Raw genomic sequence first — 21012 nt, 5'->3', positions numbered from 1 at the left:
GTCAATGCCGGCCGACGCGGTGGCGCGCGGGCCGCGCACCGGACACATCGCGCCAGGTTGCGGTGCCGGGACTTCCGCCGCGGCGGATCGGTGCGAAAGCATGGAGGAATGACCACCTCTTCCGCTCCCCCTAGCGGGCGCGACGTGATCGCGCAGTTTCTGCCCCAGTCGCCCTTCGTCGCCAAGCTGGGAATCGTCGCCGATCAGCTCAGTGATGACGAAGTACGGCTACGGCTGCCGTGGGATCCCTCCAATGTCACGCTCGGCGACATGGTGCACGGCGGCGCCATCGCCACCCTCGCCGATCTCACCGTGATGGCGGCGGCGTGGTGCGGCGCGGACGCACCCCCCGATCTGCGCGGCGTCACGGTGTCGATGACGGTGGACTTCATGGCGCCGGCCCGGGCCACCGACGTGATCGGGGTGGGCCGGGTACTGCGACGGGGCCGGTCGCTGACCAATTGCGAGGCCGAGATCGTCGACCCGGAGGGCAGGCTGATCGCCAAGGCCCTCGCTACCTACAAAGTCGGCTGAGCGGCGCCGGCGTTAGCTGCCTACCTCAGCGAGTTGGTCGGCGGCGAGATTTATCTCCTCGAGCTTGCCGGTGGCGACATCGAAGACGAAGCCGCGCAGCGAGACATGCTTGGTGACGAACGGGTTGTTTTCGATGCGGCGCAACGACTGCCGGACATCCTCGGCGACGTCGGGGAAGGCCTCGGCTGCCCACGGAGGCTTGACCCCCGTCTCGTCTTGGATGGCGCGCTTAAACTCATCGTCGGCGAAGGTGAGCATCCCGCAGTCGGTGTGGTGAATCAGGATGATCTCCTGGGTCCCCAGCAGCCGCTGGCTGATGGCCAATGAGCGAATGACGTCATCGGTAACAACCCCGCCGGCGTTGCGGATGACATGGGCTTCGCCCTCGTTCAGCCCGAGGACGCGGTAGACGTCGAGCCGGGCATCCATGCACGCGACGACCGCGACGCGTTTGCTCGGCGGCAAGGGCAGCGGGCCGTTGAACGTGCTTGCGTAGGCAGCGTTGTTAGTCACGTAGTCATCGGTAACAGTCACGCAAGCCTCCTCGGATGGAATTGCCAGACAACCGGTGCAGCAGCATATCGCCTGCGATTGGTTCAGGGTCTAGTTTTGCTCAGCGAATTCAGAATCTCTGGGTGGCTGCCGGTGACCGGGCTCGCCGCTGTCACAGGTCGTTGCCCGCGTACGACTGATTGAAGCTTTTGTTGGCCAGCGGGAAGTCCGGGACGATCGTGTCGGCCATCGCCACAGGCAGCGCGGGCCAGTTGAACCAGGACGGGTCAACGATTTTGGCGCGGGTGATGCGGTTGGTCGCGTCGATCTCGACGCGATGCACGATGGTGCCACGCCAACCTTCGACGATGCCGACACCGCTGCTGGGCGAGCCCTTCGAGTCGGCTTTGACTAGGTATTCGATTGGACCGCCGTGTGACTCGACAATGTGGGCGGCGAGGGCGGCCGACGCGGCGAACTCATCGCGCCGCACGGTGTAGCGGGCGAGGACATCGCCGTCTGCGACGCCGATTTCGGTAATGGGCAGCTCGACGAAGGGGTGCTCGACCCGGGCGTCAGTACGCAGGCCGCTGGCCCGGGCGACATACCCCAGACATCCGAGCGCGGAGGCGTCTTCGGTGCGCAGGATGGCGGTGCCGGCGAATCGGTCGTAGGCGACCGAGTTGGCCAGCGTCAGCGCGGCGACCTCGGCCACGTCAGCACCGAACCGTTGAATTTCCCCGGTGTCGGGAAGCGCTTGCAGCGCAACGCCGCCCGGGCAGATGGCGCCGCGCAGCATCCGGTGGCCGGTGACCGTGGCGTTGAGCCGCAACAGTCCTTCGCGGATACGCAGGGCGTGCGCGTTGGCGATGCTGTAGCCGATGTCGTTGGCCAACGCGCCCAGATCGGCGGCGTGGTTATACAGCCGCTCGAGTTCAACGATCAGCGCCCGTAGCCGATGCACCTCATCGGGCAGCGCGATGCCGAGAGCGTCTTCGACGGCGAGGCTGTGGGCCAATGCATGCGCCGCCGACGTGTCGCCGCTGATACGTTCGGCCAGATCGACCGCCCCCGTGGCGGAGCGGCCGTGGAACAGTTTCTCGATGCCGCGGTGCACGAACCACAGGCGGGCTTTGAGCCGCAACACGGTCTCGCCGGCAACGGAGAAGCGAAAGTGGCCGGGTTCGATGAGGCCGGCGTGGACGGGGCCGACCGGGATCTCGTACACCCCGGGTCCTTCGACGTTGAGGAAGGGGAATGCACCGGTTTCGGCGAATTCGGGTGCGGGCCCAGCGTCGTGACGCATCGGATGCCAGTCGGGCCAGTGCGCATGGCGGACCAGGCGGCGCGGCTTGGGGTGGCCGACGGGGCGGATTCCGTACAGGTCGGCCATTTCACGTTCGAATCGGCTCGCCGGAAACGATAAGTAGGCCAACGATGGAATGCTTGGATCATCCCTGGGGACAGGGCATTCGACTTCAACGCGGCGGTCCGGACCGCCGGCCAGAAAGAGGTAGACCACGCGCAGGTCGTCTCCGTCGTCGTGCGCGGCGACCAACGCCAATCGGAACGAATCGTCCAGGAGTTGTTCGGCCATTCCGGTGAGACCCTGCGGGGACACCCGGTGCCGCAACCAGTTTCGGCTCACCGCGACGCTCCGACGTTGCTGCTGGCGGCGACGGTGAACAGTCCGGTGAGCGGACCCGCCGTGATGCCGAGGGCCGCCGAAACAACGACGCCGACGATCAGGGCGGCCGCGGCGGTGGCCGGCACCCGGATCGATGGCGCCCCCGCCGCCGGGGCGCCGAGCAGCACTCGCCCCGAGTTGCGGGCCAGCGCGGCGAAGGCGATCGCGATCAGCAGCATCGCGACGCCCAGCACCCAGGCCAGGTGCGCACCGGCCAGTGACCGCGCGATCGCCAGCTCGCTGGCGAACATCGCAAACGGTGGCAGGCCCAGCAGGACGATCAGGCCGGTGGCGAAGGACACGCCGACCAGCCGCGACCGGCGCAGCACGCCGGTGATGTCGGCGATCGCGGTGGAGTCGTGCGCGGCCTGCAACTGGCCGCCGGCGAGGAACAACACCGTTTTGCCGATCCCGTGGGCAAGCACATGCAGCAGTAGCGCCGAGATCGCCAATGTGGTCCCGGCGGCGGCGGCGATCGCGATCAGGCCCATGTTCTCCATCGACGAGTAGGCCAACATGCGCTTGATATCGCCGGTGACGGTCAGCATCAACGCCGCGACCAACAGCGTGACCAACCCGACCACCAGCAACCCGCCGCGCAGGAAGGCGGGCCCGGCGGCGGCGTCGATGATCGGCCGCAGTCGAATGATCACCGAGAATGCCACCGACAGCAGCACCCCGCTCATCAACGCGGAGACCGGCGCGGGGGCCTGGCTGTGGGCATCGGCCAGCCAGGTGTGGAACGGGAAGAGCCCGGCCTTGGCGCCGTAACCGATGAGCAAGAGTCCACCGGCCAGCCGGGTGACCGCCGGATCCAGGTTGCGGGCGTGCGCGGCAAGGACGTCGAGGTTCAGCGCGTGGGCGGCGGGCGCAGCGGTATAGCGTGCGGCGAAGTACAGCAGCACGGTACCCAGGAATGCGATGGCGATACCGACCGAGCAGATCACGACGTACTTCCAGGTCGCTTCCAGCGCGGTGCGGGTGCGGCGATGTCCCACCAGGAAGGCGGTGATCACCGTGGTGGCCTCGATGGCCACCCATATCACCCCGATGTTGTTGGCGCACACCGCGAGAACCATCGCGGCCAAGAACGCCGGTGTCAGTGCGCCGTACAGGTGGGCACCGCGCTCGTCGATGTGGTCGTGCACGAGTTCGGTGTCGATGTAACCGATGCTCGCCCAAGTGGCCAGCGTGCCGACGATTCCGATGACCAGCAGCATGGTGACCGTGAGCGCGTCGGCACGCAGCAGCCCGCCGAGCGCGAACTGGGGGCCGGACCCGACCCGAAAACCCAATGCCGCGCCGCACCCCAGCACGGTGACCGCGGACACGACGGTCGCGGCGGCGGTCAGGCGCCGCCATCCGCCGGCCACGGCGGCGACGGCGGCGGCAAGGGGCGCGAGGATCGCGGTGAGCAGCAATGCGGTCATCAGTCGTGTAGTTCCTGCAGCTTGTCCAGGTCGGCGTCGCCGAACGTGCGCCGCAACCGGCCGGTCAGCACGCCGATCACGATGACGGCGAAGAGCACGTCCAGTGAGGCTCCGAGTTCGACAATCAACGGCACCCCCGCGGTGAGTAGGAACGCGGTCGCGGCAATCCCGTTGTCCAGCATCAGGAATCCGACCGCTTGCGAGACCGCGTGCAACCGGGTGGTCAACACGAACAGCGCGATCAGCACCACCGCGAACGCGGCGGGCACGGCGCTGGTGCTGGCGTCCGGTTCCAGGTCGACCACCGGTTGAGTGATCGCAAACGCGGCGACAATCAATGCGCCGGTGATCAGCAGCGAACTGGTGGTGTTGATCAGCGGGGTGGCCTCGCGTCGCGAGGCGACTTCGGCACCCACCACGCGCGCGAGCAACCACGGCAACACCACCACCCGCAGTACCAGCACGGCGACGGCCACGCCGATCAACGCGACATCGTGGTCATGGATGCCGCGCAACGCCGGGATCGCGGTCAGCGCCAGGCCCTGCCAGGCCAGCAGACGCACAATGGCCGGCAGCTCGCGGCGCCAGACGATAAAGATTGCGGCCAGCACGAGGCCGCCCGCGGCGAAGTCAACGAGGGTCGAGAAGTTAGCGTCGGTCATCGCTGGGTCCTCACGCGTGGACCGTGAAGAAGTTGGCGGCGGTGACCGCGAGCAGGGCCAGCAGGAACGAACCCGCCAACAGCTCGGGCACCCGGAACAACCGGAGTTTGGCGACGAACACCTCGAATGTCGCGAGCAACGCGGCGAGAATCGCCACCTTGGCCACTATCGCCGCCACCGCCGCGAACACCTGAAGCGCGGTGGGCGCGGCGCCGGCAATCCCCCACGGCAGGAACAGGTTTCCCAGCAGCGCCAGCAGAACCGTCAGCCGCATCCCCGACGCCCATTCGACGAGCGCCAACCGCGGACCGGCATATTCGAGGATCATCGCCTCGTGCACCATCGTCAGTTCCAGGTGGGTCGCCGGGTTGTCGACCGGCAGCCGCCCGGTCTCGGCGACGATGACGATGACCAGCGCGACAAAGGCGAGCACCGCGGTCAGGGAGATGACGTGATCGGGGTGCGCGACCGTATCTGTTACCAGCGCACCGAGATTGGACGATCCGGCTGGAATGGACAGCGCGAACACCGCCAGCAGGATGGTCGGCTCGACCAAGGCGGCGATGGTGATCTCGCGGCTTGCGCCCATGCCACCGAACGAGGTACCCGTGTCGACGCCGGCAAGGGTGAGCGCAACGGTCCCCAGAAAGAGCAGGCCGACCACGGCGAACAGATCGGCACTGGAATCCAGGGGCGACCCGGTCGCGACGATCGGCGCGATCGCCGCGATCAACAGCGCGGTGCCGGCCACGATCGCGGGCGCAGCGGCGAACACGATCGTCGTTCCCTTTGGTCTGATCTGTTGCTTACCAAGCCGTTTGAGCAGATCGCGCCACGGTTGCAGCACGCCACCGCCGGCTCGTCCCTCCCAGCGGGCCCGTACTTGACGCGTCACTCCGACAACCAGCGGCGCGCCCACCGCGACCACGCCGAGCTGAGCCGCCCCGGCGACGTAAGACATCGCGTTCACTTCGCCGCCACCAGCACGATCAGCACACCCACCGCACCGTAGGCCAGGTAGAGGTGCACGCTACCGGTGTGGGCGCGGCGCATCAGTCCCGCCGCGGCGACGACCGCGGCGACCACCGGCTGATACAGCCGCTGTTCGATCGCGTCGGTGATCGCGGTCCGGTAAGCGATTCTGTCGGCAATGAATCGTGACTCGGCCGTCTGAGTGACCTCGATATCGGTATCGGGACGCAGCACATCACCGAAGACTCGCTGCAGGGGCTCGGCGAACGACGTGGCCGTGTATTGCATGCGCTCGGTGAGATCGTCTGCGCCGCAAGCCCATAACGGTAGCTCAACCGTTGGGGGGCGCCGCCGCGAACGCAGCCGGGCCAGCCCGACCGTCACCAGCGCCGCGCCGATCACACCGGCGGCGATTACGCCGGGCGCGATCGATCCGGCTGCCCCGGGCAGTCGCACCACCGCGCCGAAGCCGGTGAACCCGGTTGGGGCGTACGGCAGCGTCGCGACGGTGTGCCGCACGATCGGGGCGACGAGCCCCGGCGCCACCGCCAGTACCAGGCAGGCGCCCGCCGCGGCCGCCATGCCCACCCGCATACTGACCGGCGCCTCCTCCGCGCCGGCGGCCCGACTGGAGCGGGGACGGGCCAAGAACCCGATCCCGAACGCTTTCGCCATCGCGGCCACACTCAAACCGGTGGCGAGCGCGACCACGCCGACGGCCAGTGGTGTCGTCAGCGCCACCATCGGATCGTGTGCGGGAGGCGCGTGGACCAGGGCCTGCACCAGCAGCCACTCCCCGACGAAACCGGCGCCGAGCGGCAGCCCGCACGCGCCCAGCGCGGCCACCCCGAAGAACACGGTGGTGAACGGCATCCGGCGGGCCAGCCCGCCAAGCAGGTCGAGATCTCGCAGGTGCGTCGCCGCCAGCACCGATCCGGCCGCCAGGAACCCCAGGCTCTTGAACGCCGCGTGCGCCATCAGATGCACCACCGCAGCCGCCGTGGCAATGGTTGCCGGACCGTAGTCGCCGGTGTCCGCGAAAAGCGTTGCCGCACCTAGTGCCAACGTCACCAGGCCCATGTTCTCGGTCGTCGAATACGCCAGCAGCCGTTTGATGTCGGTGGCCACCGAGGCCTGCAGCACACCGTAGAGCGCGGAGATGGCGCCGACGGCCATCAGCGCAAGCCCCCACCAGCGCGGGCCGGGCCCGAGCAACCGCAGGTCGAAGCGAACGATGCCGTAGATCCCCAGGTTGACCATCGCCGCACTCATCAACGCCGACACCGGGCTGGGTGCCTCGGGGTGGGCGCGCGGTAACCAGGCGTGCAACGGCACCAACCCCGCCTTCGACCCGAAGCCGACGAACGTCAGCACGAACACCGCCGTGCGGGCGCCGCCGGACACCCCGGTGAGGTCGGCGAGCCGAACGGATCCGCCCGCCGTCGACAACACCATCAGTCCGACCAGGATCGCGACGAATCCGAGCTGGGTCATCACCGCATACGACAGACCAGCCGAGCGAACCTGCGGGCGGGTGTATTCCGACAGCACCAATATCAGCGACGTGATCGCCATCAGTTCCCACGCCAGCAGGAAAGTCGTCACCGATCCCGCGGCCGGCACCAGCTCCATCGCGGCGACGAACACCGGCAGCAGTGCCAGCGTGACCCCGCTCAGCTGCTCACGCCTCGCGTATCCGATCGCGTAACAGCCCACCGGGACCGCGACCGCGCCCGTGAGCGCGACAAAGAATCCGCCCAGCCCGTCGAGTTCAATCCGTATGCCGGACAGTGGAAATAGCCAGTCGACCGCTACCGGGCGTACCGAGCCGAATATCGCTTGCAGGCCCAGCCACAGCCCGAGGATGCCTACACCGGATGTCGCCATCCCGCCGACGACCGCAGCAAAACCGGACCGCGGCAGCACGTTTGGCGTCGACGTCGGGGTCTCGCCCGACGTCGTAGTGGTAATCGTCACTTCCCCGTCACCGATCGCAGGGCCGCAACGATTTCGGTGGGTGTGGGCGGGCAGCCGGCAATCTCGATATCGACCGGTACCACCTCACCCACCGAACCTGCGACCGCGTATGAATCCCCGAACACCCCTCGGTTCAACGCGCAATCGCCGCATGCGATCACGACCCGGGGGCGTGGCGTCGCCTCGAGGGTGTTGCGCAGCGGGTCGGCCATGTTGCGGGTCACCACCCCGGTCACCAGTAGCGCGTCGGCGTGCCGGGGCGAGGCGACGAGCCGTGCCCCAAACCGCTCCGCGTCATACACCGGGCCGAACACGCCCGAAATCTCCACCTCGCATCCGTTGCACGACCCCGCATCGACATGCCGAATCTGCAGCGAACCTCGCGCTCCCGCCGGCGGTTCTATTGCCGACGGCGGTGCCGCCACCGCGGGCTCGACGATCCGGCCGACACGAAGGATTTTGGCGAGCCAACCCATGGCGCTAATTGGCCGTGGGGCCGGCGCGCAGATCTTCCAGCACCGCGACCCGATCGGTAAGCACTCTGGCCAGGACCTGGCGAGCCCCCGCGAGCAGCTCGGCGATGTCGGGCGAGGCGATCGAATAGGTCACGACATTGCCGTCCCGTTCGGCGACGACAACTCCCGCGCGACGCAACACGGCCAGCTGCTGGGAGAGATTCGACGCCTCGAGTCCGACATCGGACACCAACAACTCCCCGACCGAGCGGTCCCGCTCCACCAGCAGCTCGAGAATTCTGATGCGTGCCGGATGCCCGAGCGTCTTGAAAAAGTCGGCTTTGAGCTTGTACAGGGGCTTCGACTCCACCTTGCTCCTGAAGAATTCACTATTCGTGTAGTTGATCAGTTGAAGAATTCATCATACGGCCTGGCTGTGGTGCTGCCGAACTATGGTCGACGCGACCGGCGCACCGCGATCCAAGCCGGGACGCCCTCGTCTCGCTAACCTGTCCCAATGCGATGCAGGCAGGCCCGCCGGGCATGATCCGGTACCTCGCCCGGCGGTTCCTCAACTACGTCGTCCTGCTGTTGCTGGCGTCCTTCCTGACCTTCCTGCTGACCTCGCAGACCTTCCATCCGCTCGACAGTTTTGTGCAGCGTCACCCGACGCCACCACCGGAGGCCATTCACGCCAAGGCCGTTGCGCTGGGCTTGGACAAACCGGTGGTGATCCGCTATGCGAAATGGATTTCCGGTGTGGTCCACGGTGACTTCGGGGTGACCGTGACCGGTCACCCGGTGTCACACGAGCTGTGGCGTCGGGTCGGGGTCAGCCTGCGACTGGTGGTGACCGGTTCGGTGCTGGGCACGCTGATCGGCGTCATCGTGGGGGCCTGGGGCGCGGTCCGGCAATACAAGCTCAGCGACCGGGTGATCACCGTCTTGTCGCTGATCGTCTTGAGCATCCCGTCGTTCGTGCTGGCGAGTCTGCTCATCCTCGGTGCGCTGCGGATCAACTTGTTCGCCGGCGTGGGCATCTTCCAGTACACCGGGGAGACCTCGCCGCTTCCGCCCAGTGGAACCGTCGACGAGCTCATCGAGCGCCTGCAGCACATCGTGTTGCCCACCCTCACCCTCGCCCTGGGCACAATCGCGGGTTTCAGCCGCTACCAACGCAATGCGATGCTGGACGTGCTCGGCGAGGACTTCATCCGCACCGCGCGGGCCAAGGGCCTGACCCGCCGCAAGGCACTCTTCAAGCACGGTCTTCGCACCGCACTTATCCCGATGGCCACCCTGTTCGCCTACGGCGTGAGCGGGCTGGTTGTCGGCGCGGTGTTCGTCGAGAAAATCTTCGGCTGGCACGGCATGGGCGAATGGGTGGTGTCGGGAATCGCGACCCAGGACGCGAACGTCGTCGCGGCGATCACGCTCTTCTCCGGCGCCGCCGTTCTGCTGGCGGGACTGTTGTCCGACGTCATCTACGCGGCACTGGACCCGAGGGTGCGGGTCACATGAGTCCAGAGGCTGCGCAAAGCGCGCCGGGACGCTCTGGCGTCCACCCGGTCGCCATGTTCACATCGCGCCGAAACCTGTTGATTCGCCGCTTCTTTCGCAATCGTCCCGCGGCGGTGGCGCTGATTCTGCTGGCGCTGGCGTTCATCGGCTGCTACACGGTGCCGCCGCTATTGCCGTACCACTACACCGATCTGGACCTGCACGCGCTGCTGCAGCCGCCGTCGACGCGACACTGGTTCGGTACCAACGCGCTGGGCCAGGACCTACTGGCCCGCACCCTGTGCGGCTTGCAGAAGTCGTTGCTGATCGGCGTGTGCGTGGCGGTGATCTCGACCACCATCGCGGCCACCGTCGGATCGATCGCGGGCTATTTCGGTGGCTGGCGCGATCGAGCGTCGATGTGGTTGGTGGACCTGCTGCTGGTGGTGCCCAGCTTCCTGCTCATCGCGATCGTCACGCCGCGCACCAAACATTCGAACAGCGTTCTGTGGCTCATCGTGCTGCTCGCGGCGTTCGGCTGGATGGTCAGCTCCCGGATGGTGCGCGGCCTGACGATGAGCCTGCGGGAACGCGAATTCGTGCGCGCGGCACGGTATATGGGGGTGTCGAGCCGAAGGGTGATCGTGCATCACATCGTGCCGAATGTCGCCTCGATCCTGATCATCGACGCGACGCTCAACGTGGGTTTCGCGATCCTGGCCGAAACCGGGTTGAGCTTCTTGGGATTCGGGGTTCAGCCACCGGACGTCTCGCTCGGCACGCTGATCGCCGAGGGCACCCCTTCGGTGACGACCTTCCCCTGGGTCTTCCTGTTCCCGGGCTCGGCGTTGATATTGATTGTGTTGTGCGCCAACCTCGCCGGTGACGGTCTGCGCGACGCCATCGATCCGAGCGCGAAGCCGTCTCGCCGGAAAAAGCGGCGGCCACGGTGACGGCACTGCTAGAGGTAACCGACCTGGGCGTCACCTTCGACACCGGAGATGCGCGGGTGCCCGCGGTGCGCGGAGCGACCTACCACATCGATCCGGGCGAAGTGCTCGCCATCGTCGGTGAATCGGGCTCGGGCAAAAGCACCGCCGCGATGGCCGTCGTCGGGTTGCTGCCCGAATACGCCGAGGTGTCGGGTTCGGTTCGGCTACAAGGCCAGGAGTTGCTCGGCCTGGGCGACCAGGCGATGTCGCGGATCCGCGGCAAGACGATCGGCACCGTGTTCCAAGACCCGATGTCGGCCCTGACTCCCGTCTACTCCGTCGGCGACCAGATCGCCGAGGCCATCAGGGTTCACCAGGATGACGTCAGCCGGGCAGCCGCCCGGACGCGGGCCGTCGAGCTCCTCGAGCTGGTCGGGATCGCGCAGCCGGACCGTCGCGCAAAAGCGTTCCCGCACGAGCTATCCGGTGGCGAGCGCCAGCGGGTGGTGATCGCGATCGCGATCGCCAACGATCCGGACCTGCTGATCTGTGACGAGCCCACCACCGCGCTGGACGTCACCGTGCAGGCCCAAATTCTCGACGTGCTGCGCACGGCGCGCGACGTCACCGGCGCGGGCGTGTTGATCATCACCCACGACCTGGGGGTGGTCTCGGAGTTCGCCGATCGGGCAATGGTCATGTATGCCGGACGTGAGGTCGAGATCGCGACCGTTGCAGATCTGTACCGCGACCGCCGCATGCCCTACACCGTCGGGTTGCTCGGTTCGGTGCCGCGACTGGACGCCCCGCAGGGCACTCGGCTGGTTCCGATTCCGGGTGCGCCGCCCGACCTGGCCACGCTGGCACCCGATGCCTGTCCGTTCGCGCCGCGCTGTCCGCTGGTGATCGACGAATGTCATTCGGCTGAGCCGGCTCTGATCACCGTTGCCGAAGACCACCGGGCGGCCTGCATCCGTATCGAGGACGTCGCGGGTCGCGCCGCCGCCGCGATCTTCGACGTGTCCACCCGGCCGCCGGCCGTCGATGATGCGGCAAACCACACCGCACCGGTGCTGCGAGTCGTCGACCTTTCCAAGACCTACCCGCTGACCAAGGGCGTCGTCTTTCGCAGGCGGGTGGGTGAGGTGCGAGCGGTCGACGGCGTCAGCTTCACCCTGGAACAGGGCCGCACGCTGGCGATCGTCGGAGAATCCGGTTCGGGTAAATCGACTACCCTGCAACAGATCCTGGAACTGAACACGCCGCAATCGGGTTCGATCGAGGTTCTTGGCGCCGACGTCGCCACGCTGAGTCCGGAGAGCCGGCGCGCGCTGCGAGGCGATATTCAGGTCGTGTTCCAAGATCCGGTGGCGTCCCTGGACCCCAGGCTGCCCGTTTCCGAAGTAATCGCTGAACCTTTGCAGGCGAACGGATTCCGCAAGGGTGATACCGACGCGCGAGTCGCCGAGCTGCTCGACATCGTTGGTCTGCGTCACGCCGACGCGGCCCGCTATCCGGCCGAGTTCTCGGGTGGGCAAAAACAGCGCATCGGTATCGCACGAGCGCTGGCGTTGCAGCCCAAGATATTGGCCCTCGACGAGCCGGTGTCGGCGCTGGACGTCTCGATCCAAGCCGGGATCATCAACCTGCTACTCGATCTGCAGGAGCGGTTCGGCCTGTCGTATCTGTTTGTCTCGCATGATCTTTCCGTCGTCAAACACCTGGCACATCAGGTGGTGGTGATGTACAAGGGCACCATCGTCGAACAGGGCGATGGCAATGAGGTCTTCACCAACCCACAGCACGAATACACCCGGCGGCTCCTTGACGCCGTTCCGCGGGCGCATCCCGAAGGCGGCGCCGATTAACATCGTCGGGGTGAGGCACCTACCGGGAGCCCGCGAGCTTGCGGTGCTGGCGTCGGCGTTCGTCGTGGTCACCGGATGTACCAGTGGCTATCAGGACCTGCCGGAGACCCGCGCAGCTCAAGTCGGCGCCAGCAGCGACATGAATCCGCAGGACCCCGCAACGCTGCAAGACGGCGGCAACCTGCGACTGCCGCTAACGGAGTTCCCGGACAATTTCAACGAATTGAACATCGACGGCAACACGTCTGACACCGCCGCCGTGCTGGGGGCCACGCTGCCGGGAGCGTTCACGACCCAGGCGGATGGGACGCTCAACCTCAACACCGACTACTTCACCGGTGCGGAGCTGACCGGGACCAACCCCCAAACCGTAACTTACACAATCAATCCGAAAGCAACGTGGAGCGACGGCACGCCGATCACCTGGGAAGACCTCAAGTCGGAGGTTGACGCGTGCAACGGCCGCGACAAGAAGTTCTTGATCGCCAGCCGGGCCGGGTTCGAACGCGTGAGGTCGGTGACCAGAGGTGTCGACGACCGGCAAGCGGTGATCACCTTCTCCGATCCGTACGCCGAGTGGCGGGGGATGTTCGCCGGCGGGATACAACCGCGCAGCATGACGGCCAACCCGGAGGTCTTCAACAAGGGCCAGCTTGAAGCTCCCGGCCCGTCGGCCGGGCCGTTCATCGTGTCCACGATTGACCGGACCGCGCAGCGCATCGTGCTGACCCGCAACCCGCGCTGGTGGGGCCGCAAGCCGCGGCTGGATTCCATCACCTTCCTGGTGCTCGACGCGTCCGCCGTCATTCCCGCCTTACAGAACAAGGCAATCGATGCCGCCGGCATCTCCACGCTCGACGATATGGTGACCGCCCAGCGCACGCCCGGCATCGTGATCCGGCGCGCACCGGCCCCCACCTGGTTCCACTTCACGTTCAACGGGGCCGAAGGATCGATCATGGCCGATGAGCGGTTGCGACTGGCGATCTGCCAGGGTATCGATCGCCAAGCCATCGTCGACGTCGTCCAGCACGGCCTGAGCGCTCATCCCGTTCCACTTAACAACCACATCTACGTGGCCGGACAGGTTGGCTACCAAAACAACAGCGCCCCAGGCGCTTACAACCCGGACAAGGCCCGAAGAGATTTGGATGCCATGGGCTGGAAGCTCAACGGCGCGGTGCGGGAGAAGGACGGCAAGCAGCTCGTCGTTCGCGACGTACTCTACGACGCGCCGTCCAACCGGCAGATCGCCATGGTCGCGCAGAACAGCCTGGCGCAGATCGGCGTGAAGCTGGTGCTGGACCTCAAAGCGGGCAGCGGCTTTTTCAGCCAATACGTCGGAGTCGGCGACTTCGATATCGCCCAATTCGGTTGGGAAGGAAACGCTTTCCCGTTGTCTGCGCTTCCTCAGATCTACACCTCGGACGGTGACAGCAACTTCGGCAGGATCGGCAACGCCGAAATCGATGCGAAGATCGCCGCGACCTTGTCGGAGCTCGACCAGGACAAGGCGCGGGTATTGGCCAATCAGGTTGACGCGATGATCTGGCAGGAAGGCTTCAACCTGCCGCTGTTCCAGTCGCCCGGCAACCGGGCGGTACGGCATGATTTGGCCAATTACGGCGCCCCCGGATTGGCCGACATCGACTACACCACAATCGGATTCATGCGTACCTAAGCCGCCGCCACAACGGCGTCACCACCGGGAGCGCACCCTCTGCGATCGCCGCCATCTCGACCGCCTTCCACAGCAGCCGAATGGCGGGACGGGCTGGCAGCGCGTCCAGCGCCACTCCCCGACCGGCAAGCTGGTCGATCTCGCCGCGGCACACCGCCGCGGCGATCATCAGTGCGGCGGACTCACGAAAGTCCAACGCGCTGTGCGCCATCGTCGGCAATGCCAACAGCAACGCGTTCGGCACCAGCGACGCCACCCGCTCTGCCACCGCCCGCGGCGTCACCAGATCACGCCCGCCGGATACCACCACCGTCGGCCAGGTGAACTTTGGCATCTCGGCCACCAGATCGTACGGCTCTGCCTCGAAAGATTCCGTGTCGCTGATGATCTCCCGCAGCGCCACGGCCGGATCCAGCGGCAGGCCATCGGGCTCGGCCCCGTAGTTGAGTTCGCGGAACGCGATGCGGCTCACCAGATCGATTTCGTGGCGGTAGGCGACATTGAGACTGACGACGGCGGAGAAGCGGGACAGCATCCGCCACACCGTCATTCGGCCACTGAGCAACAGGTCGAGTTCGCGATCCAGCAGCGGAGCCCCGCCGTAGGCGTAGATGGTGGTGGCGATCTCTCCCGCTGTCCCGGCCATCACCCCGGAGTCGATGAGCCGGCGCACCTTGGGGGCCAATGCGGCGGTTTCGGGATTGTCGCCGTCGAACAGCAAGCCGCGCACGGCGTCGCGCACGACCGCGATGTCGTTTCGGGACAGCAGCGGCGAATCGAGGATCATCGCGTGCACCCGGCCGGGGTGGCGCACGCCGAAGCCCGCGGAAATATAGCTGCCGTACGACGTGCCGTAGATGACGGCGGAGTCCACGTGGGCGTCGTCGAGCACGGCGGCGATGTCGTCGACCACCTGATCGACCGTGATCGCCTCGGGCGGCAGGTCTGCGCCGGAGTCGCCGTGACGCGACATGCCGATCCCGCGGTGCTCGATCATGATGACGTCGAGACCGGCGAGGGCGGCGCGGCGTCGCAGTCCCTTGTAGACCTGCATCGACGCGACGCCCGGTCCGCCCGGGATGATGACCAGCGGGTGAGCGGACTTGCGGCCGGTGCGCACGTAATACAGGTCGAATTCATCGGCGCTGCCCGGCGATATCGGCCTGCGCACCGGCCGGACACCGGGCATTGCCGCAAGCCTTTCGTGCACCCGGCGCCGTTTCGCGTTCATGGTCATCGCCGCCCATTCTGCCGGGGTCGCTGGCGATCAGCAGCACGGCAGGGTACCCGCGGGCACGCGGGGCTGGCGGGTCAGCCGGTGATCAGGTCGGCGGCCTTCTCCCCGATCAACACCGACGGCGCGTGGGTGTGGCCCCGAATCGTGCTGGGCATCACCGAGGCGTCGGCGACGCGAAGCCCGTCGACCCCGCGCACCCGCAGCTGCGGATCCACCACGCTGGCCTCGTCGCTGCCCATCCGGCAGCTCCCCAGCGGGTGATACAGGCTCTGCGTACCGGTGGTGAGCACCAATTCCAGCGTCGCCTCGTCCAGCTCGGTGCAATCGCGGGGTTGCGCGATCGCGCCGAGCAGGCCCTGCAGCGAGGGCGCCTCGGCCATCCGCACGCAGATACGCAGTCCTTCGGCCATCGCGGCCCGGTCGACGCCGCCCGGATCCGACAGGTAGCGCGGTTCGATCACCGGTTTGTCCCGCGGGTCGGCGGATCGCAGCGTGATCTGGCCGCGGCTTTCCGGTGCCACCAGGACGGGCCCGAACACCACCCCGTGGCCGTCGGGCTCGCCGAGTCCGTCGTCGTAGAACGGCGCGGGCGCGAAGAGAAGTTCGAGATCGGGTAGCTCCAGCTCGGGCCGGCTGCGGACAAACCCATAGGCCTCGGCGATGCTGGATGTCAGCATGCCGCGGCGCCGCAACGCGAAATTGATTCGCTCTTTCGGCTTTTGGCCGGCGAACAGGCTGTCACCGTCGACCCGGAAACCCAGCCGCGCGGCGAGGTGGTCGATCAGGTTCTGCCCCACCTGCGGTGCGTGGTGGACGACGTCGATGCCGTGCTCGGCGAGATGATCACGATCGCCGATGCCGGACAACATCAACAGCTGGGGGCTGTTGATGGCGCCGCCGCAGAGCACCACCTCGCGGCGGGCGCGCGCGACGCAGAGTTGACCGTCGCGCTCGAATTCCGCACCGACCGCACGGTTTCCGTCGATCACGATCCGGGTGACGGTGGACCCGGTGTGCACGGTGAGGTTCTTGCGACGCATGGCCGGTTTCAGATAGGCGTCCGCGCTGCTGCAGCGCACACCCCGGCACTGGGTGACGACGCTCTCGCAGAAGCCTTCCGGTCGTGGGGAATTCGGTTGCGCTGCGGGAAACCCGCACTCGCGCGCCGCGGCCAACCAGGCCGCCGTCGAGGGCCGTGGGCTGCGCTGCCGGGAAATGTGTACCGGGCCGGTTACCCCGCTGTCGTCGCCGCTGACGAAATACCATGCCTTGGTAACGTTTTCGATCCGGCGGAAATAGCCGAGTATCTCGGCATAGCACCATTGCGGGCCGGCCCGTCGCGCCCACTCGTCGTAGTCGGCGTCGAATCCGCGCACCCACATCCCCGCGTTGATGGATGACGATCCGCCCAGCACCTTGCCGCTGGGCCAATAGATCTCGCGCCCACCCAGTTCGCTCTGCGGTTCGGTCAGGTAGTCCCAATCGATCTCGCTGCGGAACAACCGCCCGTAGCCCGCCGGGATCCGGATCAACTTATTGGTGTCGGGCGGGCCCGCCTCGAGCGCGAGCACCGAAGTCGCCGGATCGGCGCTCAGTCGACTCGCCACGACAGAGCCGGCCGAGCCGGTACCGACCACCAGGTAGTCGCACTGAATATCCATTTACACCCCGTTTCGGGGCGAGTGTAAGACGGGACGACCCCCGCGTCCTACACATTGAGATCGATACGGTGCGCACCTTTCACGCTGTCGTAACGATCGGGACTACACGTCAGCACAATCACTTGGCCCTGTGCGCCGACGGTGTCGAACACCTCGCCCATCTTGGCCAGCCGCTCAGGGTCGGTGAACCCGAGCGCATCGTCGACCACGACCGGGACGGCGTCCTCCTTGGCGACCAGGGCGGCACCGGCCAACCGTGCCAGGATCCCGAGCTGCTCCTTGGCCCCACCCGAGAGGGAGTCATACGGCACCGTGACGCCGTCCAGGGTTCGGCTGCGGATACACAGGTCGGTGTCGACGTCGACCTCGAAGCTGGGCCCGAACACCGGCCGGCCGAGCCGCTGTAATTCGGTGCGGTAGGGCTCGACATAGCCCAGCCGGGTGGTGTCGCGATGGCGGGCCATCACCGAACGCAACAGTTCGGCCGCGCGGGCCCGGCCACCGATCCGGGTGTACTGACTGGCCGCGTGCTCACGCTCGATCTCCGCGGCGTCGAGCTTGCCCTGGCGGCCTTCACTGCCGAAGACCGAGAGTTCGATGGTGAGCTCGCGCAGCGAGCGGGCGGCATCCTCGTAGCGAACGCCCAGCGACTCGGCGGCCTGCTTGGCCGCGGCCAATTCGGCGGTGACCGCGTCGGGCGCCGCGGCGGCCAGTTCTTCGCCCAGCTCGGCCGCGCGGCGTTCGGCGGCTGCCGCGGCTCGCTGCTCGGCATCCGCCGACGACGCCAGATCTTCGTCAGGCACCGAGGCACGCTCCTGCGCCAGCTGATCGGTAGACCTACCGAGTTCGGCTCGTTGGGTTGTCACTTCGTTGAGCAAAAGCGTTGCCCGGGTTGATGTCTCGGCGAGCCGAGAGTCGGCGGTAGCCGAGGCGCGGCGACGCGCCTCGCATTCGGCTTCCGCAGCCAGGCGAGCGGCCTGCGCGGCGTCGAGTTCGGCACGAGCCGAAGCGATATCGGCGGCGAACAGGTCGGGCTCGGCCGGTTGCCCGGCGCGCAGCTGCGTCAGTCGCGCGCGCAGCTGGTCGACGTCTTCGTCGCCGCACAGGCCGGACAGCGTCGCGCTCAATTGATCGCGGCTGCTCTGCAATTCGCGGCGATTGTGGTCGGCCAGTCGTGCCGCGGCGAGGTCGGCGACCTGGCCTTCGGCGAGCGCTGCGGTCAGTTCTTGTTGTGCCGCATCATATTTCGCCTGCGCGTCGAGCGCCGTCGCGCCGGGAGTGATCCGCGCGGTGAGGACGCCGGGAACCTCGACCTCGGTGGGACCGGTCGCCGTCGTCGACCAGGTTTGCCCTGCCGACAACGACACCCGTTGTTCGCCGACCGCGAGGTCGATATCGGCCACAGCGGTGAACTCGACAGCCGCCGAGATCAACGTCAGCTGGTCGCCGGCACGATCGACCGCCGCTGCGGCGCTTTCGATTCGGCGCAGCAGCTCCTCGGTGAGGACGACCGTGGAAAGCTCCGTGGTGAGCCGGTCACGCTCGCGTCGAGCGGCGTCGATCTTGGCCAGCCGGGTGCTCAACCGGTCGATCTCCTCGCGCTCGGCGAGCTGGTCGACGGTGCGGCGGGCGGATTCGACGCGGCGCGCCACGTCGGTGAGAAGCTGCACGGCCTCCTGCATTGCGACACCGGCCGTCTCGGCCTCGGCCTGCGCCGCCGTCTGCGCGGCGGCGGCTTGTTGGGCTTCGGTCTCGGCGGCCGCAACGGCCGCGGTGCGCGTTTCGATCTCGTGCACGAGGCGCAACCGGCCGTTGTGCGCGGCGGTCGCGGCGGCGCTGGTTGCGGCGGCGGCGGCCGCGACCAGCTTGGCTTCTCGCGCTTGGCGAGTGAGCTCCGCGGCCTTGTCGGCGGCGGCCTGCGCGACGGCCAACCGTGGACCGGCCGCAAGCCGCAGTTGGGAGAGCTCGGCCACTTGCTCGGTCAGCACGGCATGGCGGCGCACCCGGTCGTCGACCTCGGCGACCGCCGCCGCGCACTGCGCTACCGCGGCGTCTGCGTCGGACAGTCGTGCGATGGCGGCGGCCCACTCCCCGGTGGGACGTCCGGTCGGGGTGAAGTAACGCGCGTATTCGGCGTCGATCCGCTCGATGAGCAATGGCTCGTTGCCGGACAGCGCCGCTTCGTCGCCAGCAGCGACATCGAGTGCGCGGGAAAGCGCGTCGCAGCCCGAAAGGTCTACCGCGGCAGTCGATGTGGATTGCAGTACGCGCTGAGCGTGCCAGAGCTCGTTGTCCACCGTCTCGGCGAGCATACTGCGGACGCGTTCGTGGGCTTCGTCGCCGGTCAGTTGCTCGCGCCGCGGCGCCAGCACGGTCAATTCCGTCTCGCACTTCTTGTGGAAGCGCTTGCGATAGATGAAACGGTAAGTGCCGCTGCTGATTTCGGCAGTGACCTCGGAGCCGACGTCGCTGTTGGTGGGCTTGACCTGCTTGACTTCCTTTTTCGTCGAACGGTCCCTGGATTCCAGCAGCAGGTCCAGCGCCTCGATCATCGACGACTTGCCGATTTCGTTGGCGCCGCTCACCACGACGACGCCGTGATCGGGAAGGTCGATCTCGCGGTGCCGGATTCCCCGGTAGTTCGTCAGGACCAGGCGGTGCAGCTTCACGCCGACCTCCGGTCGGTGAGGCGCAGCAAGAGTGCCAGTGCGGCCTGGGCGTCGGTCGCGGAGTCGGTGTCGTCCCCGCGTGCCGTGGCTACCAGCTCTTCGACGGCCGCGGCGGCGAATCCGCCGACGCCGAGATCGGTGAACTCGCCGTCGGCCGGTATCACCGCGAGGTCGGTGTGGCGTTCCCAGGTGCGCAGGTGGGCGAACAGCCGTCCGTATCGGTCCAGGCACGCATCCAGCGCGGCCCGGTCGGTGACCGTCAACGAGCCCGTCAGCGCCAGGCGCACCACGGTGCGTTCCTTGTCGGGCATCTGGTCCAGGTTCATGTCGAGGTCGGCGATGTCACGGTTGGTGTCGACCTGACGATGCAGGGTGACAAACCGCCAGTGGCCCACGTGCCGGGGCGTCACCGATACCGCGTTGGTTTCGTCGATGTCGACGACCAGCACATGACCCGGGTTGGATTCGACGTCGTCGAAATTGGTGACTTCCGGCGATCCGGAGTACCACACCCGGCCGCTGTCGCCGACCTGGGTGAGCGAGTGCTTATCCCCCAGCGCCGCATAGTGGATCGCGCCACGGGTCAACGCCTCTTCGAGTCCGGCCAGCCGAATCAGCGAGGGCTTGTCGCGATCGGGGTCGAGTACGTCGACGCCGCCGTGAGCGACGAGCACGCGAGTGACGGCGCCTGCGTCTTCGAGGCCTTCGAGAACTTCGGCGACCAGGTCGGTGGTCGGGGCCTTGGACCGCCATGGCGCGGCGACGATCTCGACGCCCGGCTTCACCTGATGCGGGCCGGGCCGATCGAGGACGATGACATTGTCCGGGCATTCCCGGGTGAACAACGTGCTGGTGAACACCGACGACGCGTCGAGCGGGTCGTGGTTGCCGGGCAGCAGGTAGACCGGAATACCGATGGCGCGCATCGCTTCCAGCGACTGCCCGATCACCTTCGGGTCGAGCTGGTTGTGCTCGAAGACGTCGCCCGCGACCACGACGAACTCGGCGCCCACCTCGGCCGCGAGGGCGCCCAGGCCGGCGACCGCGTCACGCCGGGCGGCCGAGTACCGCGGCTGGGCGTCACCGGCCAGGAAGTGGCGGGTCATGCCCAGCTGCCAGTCGGCGGTGTGCAGGAATCGCATCCCGGCGCCCCCTTCGGAAATGACGTGGCTATCAAGGCACCGCGAAGTCTAGGTGGGTTCACCGACAACTCTTGGGACCTGCATCGGCATGCCTCGGCGCGGTGTCCACCGCG

Annotated in this window: 17 protein-coding genes; 5 read left to right on the top strand and 12 right to left on the bottom strand. The window is 67.2% G+C overall.

The genetic code is table 11. The annotated features are described in order from the left end of the window. The first annotated feature begins 144 nt into the window (after positions 1 to 144). Positions 145 to 534 (top strand): PaaI family thioesterase, encoded by a 390-nt coding sequence (locus tag G6N55_RS24550; protein WP_179968200.1) that lies wholly within the window; start codon positions 145 to 147, stop codon positions 532 to 534. A 12-nt stretch (positions 535 to 546) separates the two neighbouring features. Here the strand turns inward: G6N55_RS24550 and G6N55_RS24545 are convergent, their stop codons facing one another. The 8 genes from G6N55_RS24545 to G6N55_RS24510 form a co-directional block, all read right to left on the bottom strand. Beyond that, on the bottom strand, positions 547 to 1068 hold the full coding sequence (locus tag G6N55_RS24545; protein ID WP_085220977.1) for a beta-class carbonic anhydrase: 522 nt from the start codon (positions 1066 to 1068) through the stop codon (positions 547 to 549). Between the two features lie 130 nt (positions 1069 to 1198). Continuing rightward, complete coding sequence (locus tag G6N55_RS24540; protein ID WP_232079099.1) at positions 1199 to 2623, bottom strand: hydrogenase large subunit; 1425 nt, start codon at positions 2621 to 2623, stop codon at positions 1199 to 1201. Between the two features lie 47 nt (positions 2624 to 2670). Then, positions 2671 to 4143: a proton-conducting transporter transmembrane domain-containing protein gene (locus G6N55_RS24535; protein ID WP_085220979.1), complete on the bottom strand. Its 1473-nt coding sequence runs from the start codon at positions 4141 to 4143 to the stop codon at positions 2671 to 2673. Beyond that, positions 4143 to 4805: a hypothetical protein gene (locus G6N55_RS24530; protein WP_085220980.1), complete on the bottom strand. Its 663-nt coding sequence runs from the start codon at positions 4803 to 4805 to the stop codon at positions 4143 to 4145. The genes G6N55_RS24535 and G6N55_RS24530 overlap by 1 nt, the downstream gene beginning before the upstream one ends. Before the next feature lie 10 nt (positions 4806 to 4815). After that, on the bottom strand, positions 4816 to 5766 hold the full coding sequence (locus tag G6N55_RS24525; RefSeq protein WP_085221248.1) for a respiratory chain complex I subunit 1 family protein: 951 nt from the start codon (positions 5764 to 5766) through the stop codon (positions 4816 to 4818). Between the two features lie 5 nt (positions 5767 to 5771). Continuing rightward, complete coding sequence (locus G6N55_RS24520) at positions 5772 to 7664, bottom strand: proton-conducting transporter transmembrane domain-containing protein (protein ID WP_085221249.1); 1893 nt, start codon at positions 7662 to 7664, stop codon at positions 5772 to 5774. Between the two features lie 86 nt (positions 7665 to 7750). Then, the gene (locus G6N55_RS24515) at positions 7751 to 8230 is read right to left on the bottom strand and encodes an NADH-quinone oxidoreductase subunit B family protein (RefSeq protein ID WP_085220981.1); all 480 of its coding nucleotides are present in this window, start codon (positions 8228 to 8230) and stop codon (positions 7751 to 7753) included. Between the two features lie 4 nt (positions 8231 to 8234). Beyond that, positions 8235 to 8579, bottom strand: a complete 345-nt coding sequence (locus G6N55_RS24510) for a lsr2/espR transcriptional regulator (RefSeq protein ID WP_085220982.1) — start codon at positions 8577 to 8579, stop codon at positions 8235 to 8237. A gap of 173 nt (positions 8580 to 8752) precedes the next feature. Between G6N55_RS24510 and G6N55_RS24505 the strand changes: the two genes are divergently transcribed. From G6N55_RS24505 to G6N55_RS24490, 4 genes are read left to right on the top strand one after another with little or no spacing between them, the layout of a single operon-like run. Beyond that, positions 8753 to 9730, top strand: coding sequence for an ABC transporter permease (locus tag G6N55_RS24505; RefSeq protein WP_085221250.1), 978 nt, complete (start codon positions 8753 to 8755; stop codon positions 9728 to 9730). Beyond that, on the top strand, positions 9727 to 10662 hold the full coding sequence (locus G6N55_RS24500; protein ID WP_085220983.1) for an ABC transporter permease: 936 nt from the start codon (positions 9727 to 9729) through the stop codon (positions 10660 to 10662). The genes G6N55_RS24505 and G6N55_RS24500 overlap by 4 nt, the downstream gene beginning before the upstream one ends. Further along, positions 10659 to 12509, top strand: coding sequence for a dipeptide ABC transporter ATP-binding protein (locus G6N55_RS24495; protein ID WP_085220984.1), 1851 nt, complete (start codon positions 10659 to 10661; stop codon positions 12507 to 12509). The genes G6N55_RS24500 and G6N55_RS24495 overlap by 4 nt, the downstream gene beginning before the upstream one ends. Positions 12510 to 12519: 10 nt before the next feature. Beyond that, positions 12520 to 14190, top strand: a complete 1671-nt coding sequence (locus G6N55_RS24490; protein WP_232078827.1) for an ABC transporter family substrate-binding protein — start codon at positions 12520 to 12522, stop codon at positions 14188 to 14190. Here G6N55_RS24490 and G6N55_RS24485 read toward each other — a convergent pair. The 4 genes from G6N55_RS24485 to G6N55_RS24470 form a co-directional block, all read right to left on the bottom strand. Further along, positions 14177 to 15427, bottom strand: coding sequence for an alpha/beta hydrolase (locus G6N55_RS24485; RefSeq protein WP_085220986.1), 1251 nt, complete (start codon positions 15425 to 15427; stop codon positions 14177 to 14179). The two genes, G6N55_RS24490 and G6N55_RS24485, sit on opposite strands and share 14 nt — an antisense overlap. Before the next feature lie 74 nt (positions 15428 to 15501). Then, on the bottom strand, positions 15502 to 17088 hold the full coding sequence (locus G6N55_RS24480; protein ID WP_085220987.1) for a GMC family oxidoreductase: 1587 nt from the start codon (positions 17086 to 17088) through the stop codon (positions 15502 to 15504). A gap of 47 nt (positions 17089 to 17135) precedes the next feature. Further along, positions 17136 to 19757, bottom strand: a complete 2622-nt coding sequence (locus tag G6N55_RS24475) for an AAA family ATPase (RefSeq protein ID WP_085220988.1) — start codon at positions 19755 to 19757, stop codon at positions 17136 to 17138. Then, a complete protein-coding gene (locus G6N55_RS24470; protein ID WP_085220989.1) occupies positions 19754 to 20899 on the bottom strand; it encodes a metallophosphoesterase family protein in 1146 nt (381 codons plus the stop codon). Before G6N55_RS24470 ends, G6N55_RS24475 begins: the two co-directional genes overlap by 4 nt. Between the last annotated feature and the right edge of the window lie 113 nt (positions 20900 to 21012).

The sequence above is a fragment of the Mycobacterium florentinum genome, from assembly GCF_010730355.1.
In the GTDB taxonomy this organism is placed as follows: Bacteria; Actinomycetota; Actinomycetes; order Mycobacteriales; family Mycobacteriaceae; genus Mycobacterium; species Mycobacterium florentinum.
The sequence above is the reverse complement of the archived record's forward strand: the minus strand, read 5'-3'. Positions and strand labels throughout refer to the sequence as shown.

Excerpts from the sequence above, each read along its gene's own strand:
- G6N55_RS24525 (WP_085221248.1), bottom strand. The coding sequence starts at position 5,766 with ATGTCTTACGTCGCCGGGGCGGCTCAGCTCGGCGTGGTCGCGGTGGGC.
- G6N55_RS24530 (WP_085220980.1), bottom strand. The coding sequence starts at position 4,805 with ATGACCGACGCTAACTTCTCGACCCTCGTTGACTTCGCCGCGGGCGGC.
- G6N55_RS24535 (WP_085220979.1), bottom strand. The coding sequence starts at position 4,143 with ATGACCGCATTGCTGCTCACCGCGATCCTCGCGCCCCTTGCCGCCGCC.
- G6N55_RS24505 (WP_085221250.1), top strand. The coding sequence starts at position 8,753 with ATGATCCGGTACCTCGCCCGGCGGTTCCTCAACTACGTCGTCCTGCTG.
- G6N55_RS24485 (WP_085220986.1), bottom strand. The coding sequence starts at position 15,427 with ATGACCATGAACGCGAAACGGCGCCGGGTGCACGAAAGGCTTGCGGCA.
- G6N55_RS24480 (WP_085220987.1), bottom strand. The coding sequence starts at position 17,088 with ATGGATATTCAGTGCGACTACCTGGTGGTCGGTACCGGCTCGGCCGGC.
- G6N55_RS24470 (WP_085220989.1), bottom strand. The coding sequence starts at position 20,899 with ATGCGATTCCTGCACACCGCCGACTGGCAGCTGGGCATGACCCGCCAC.
- G6N55_RS24500 (WP_085220983.1), top strand. The coding sequence starts at position 9,727 with ATGAGTCCAGAGGCTGCGCAAAGCGCGCCGGGACGCTCTGGCGTCCAC.
- G6N55_RS24520 (WP_085221249.1), bottom strand. The coding sequence starts at position 7,664 with ATGGCGACATCCGGTGTAGGCATCCTCGGGCTGTGGCTGGGCCTGCAA.
- G6N55_RS24515 (WP_085220981.1), bottom strand. The coding sequence starts at position 8,230 with ATGGGTTGGCTCGCCAAAATCCTTCGTGTCGGCCGGATCGTCGAGCCC.
- G6N55_RS24540 (WP_232079099.1), bottom strand. The coding sequence starts at position 2,623 with ATGGCCGAACAACTCCTGGACGATTCGTTCCGATTGGCGTTGGTCGCC.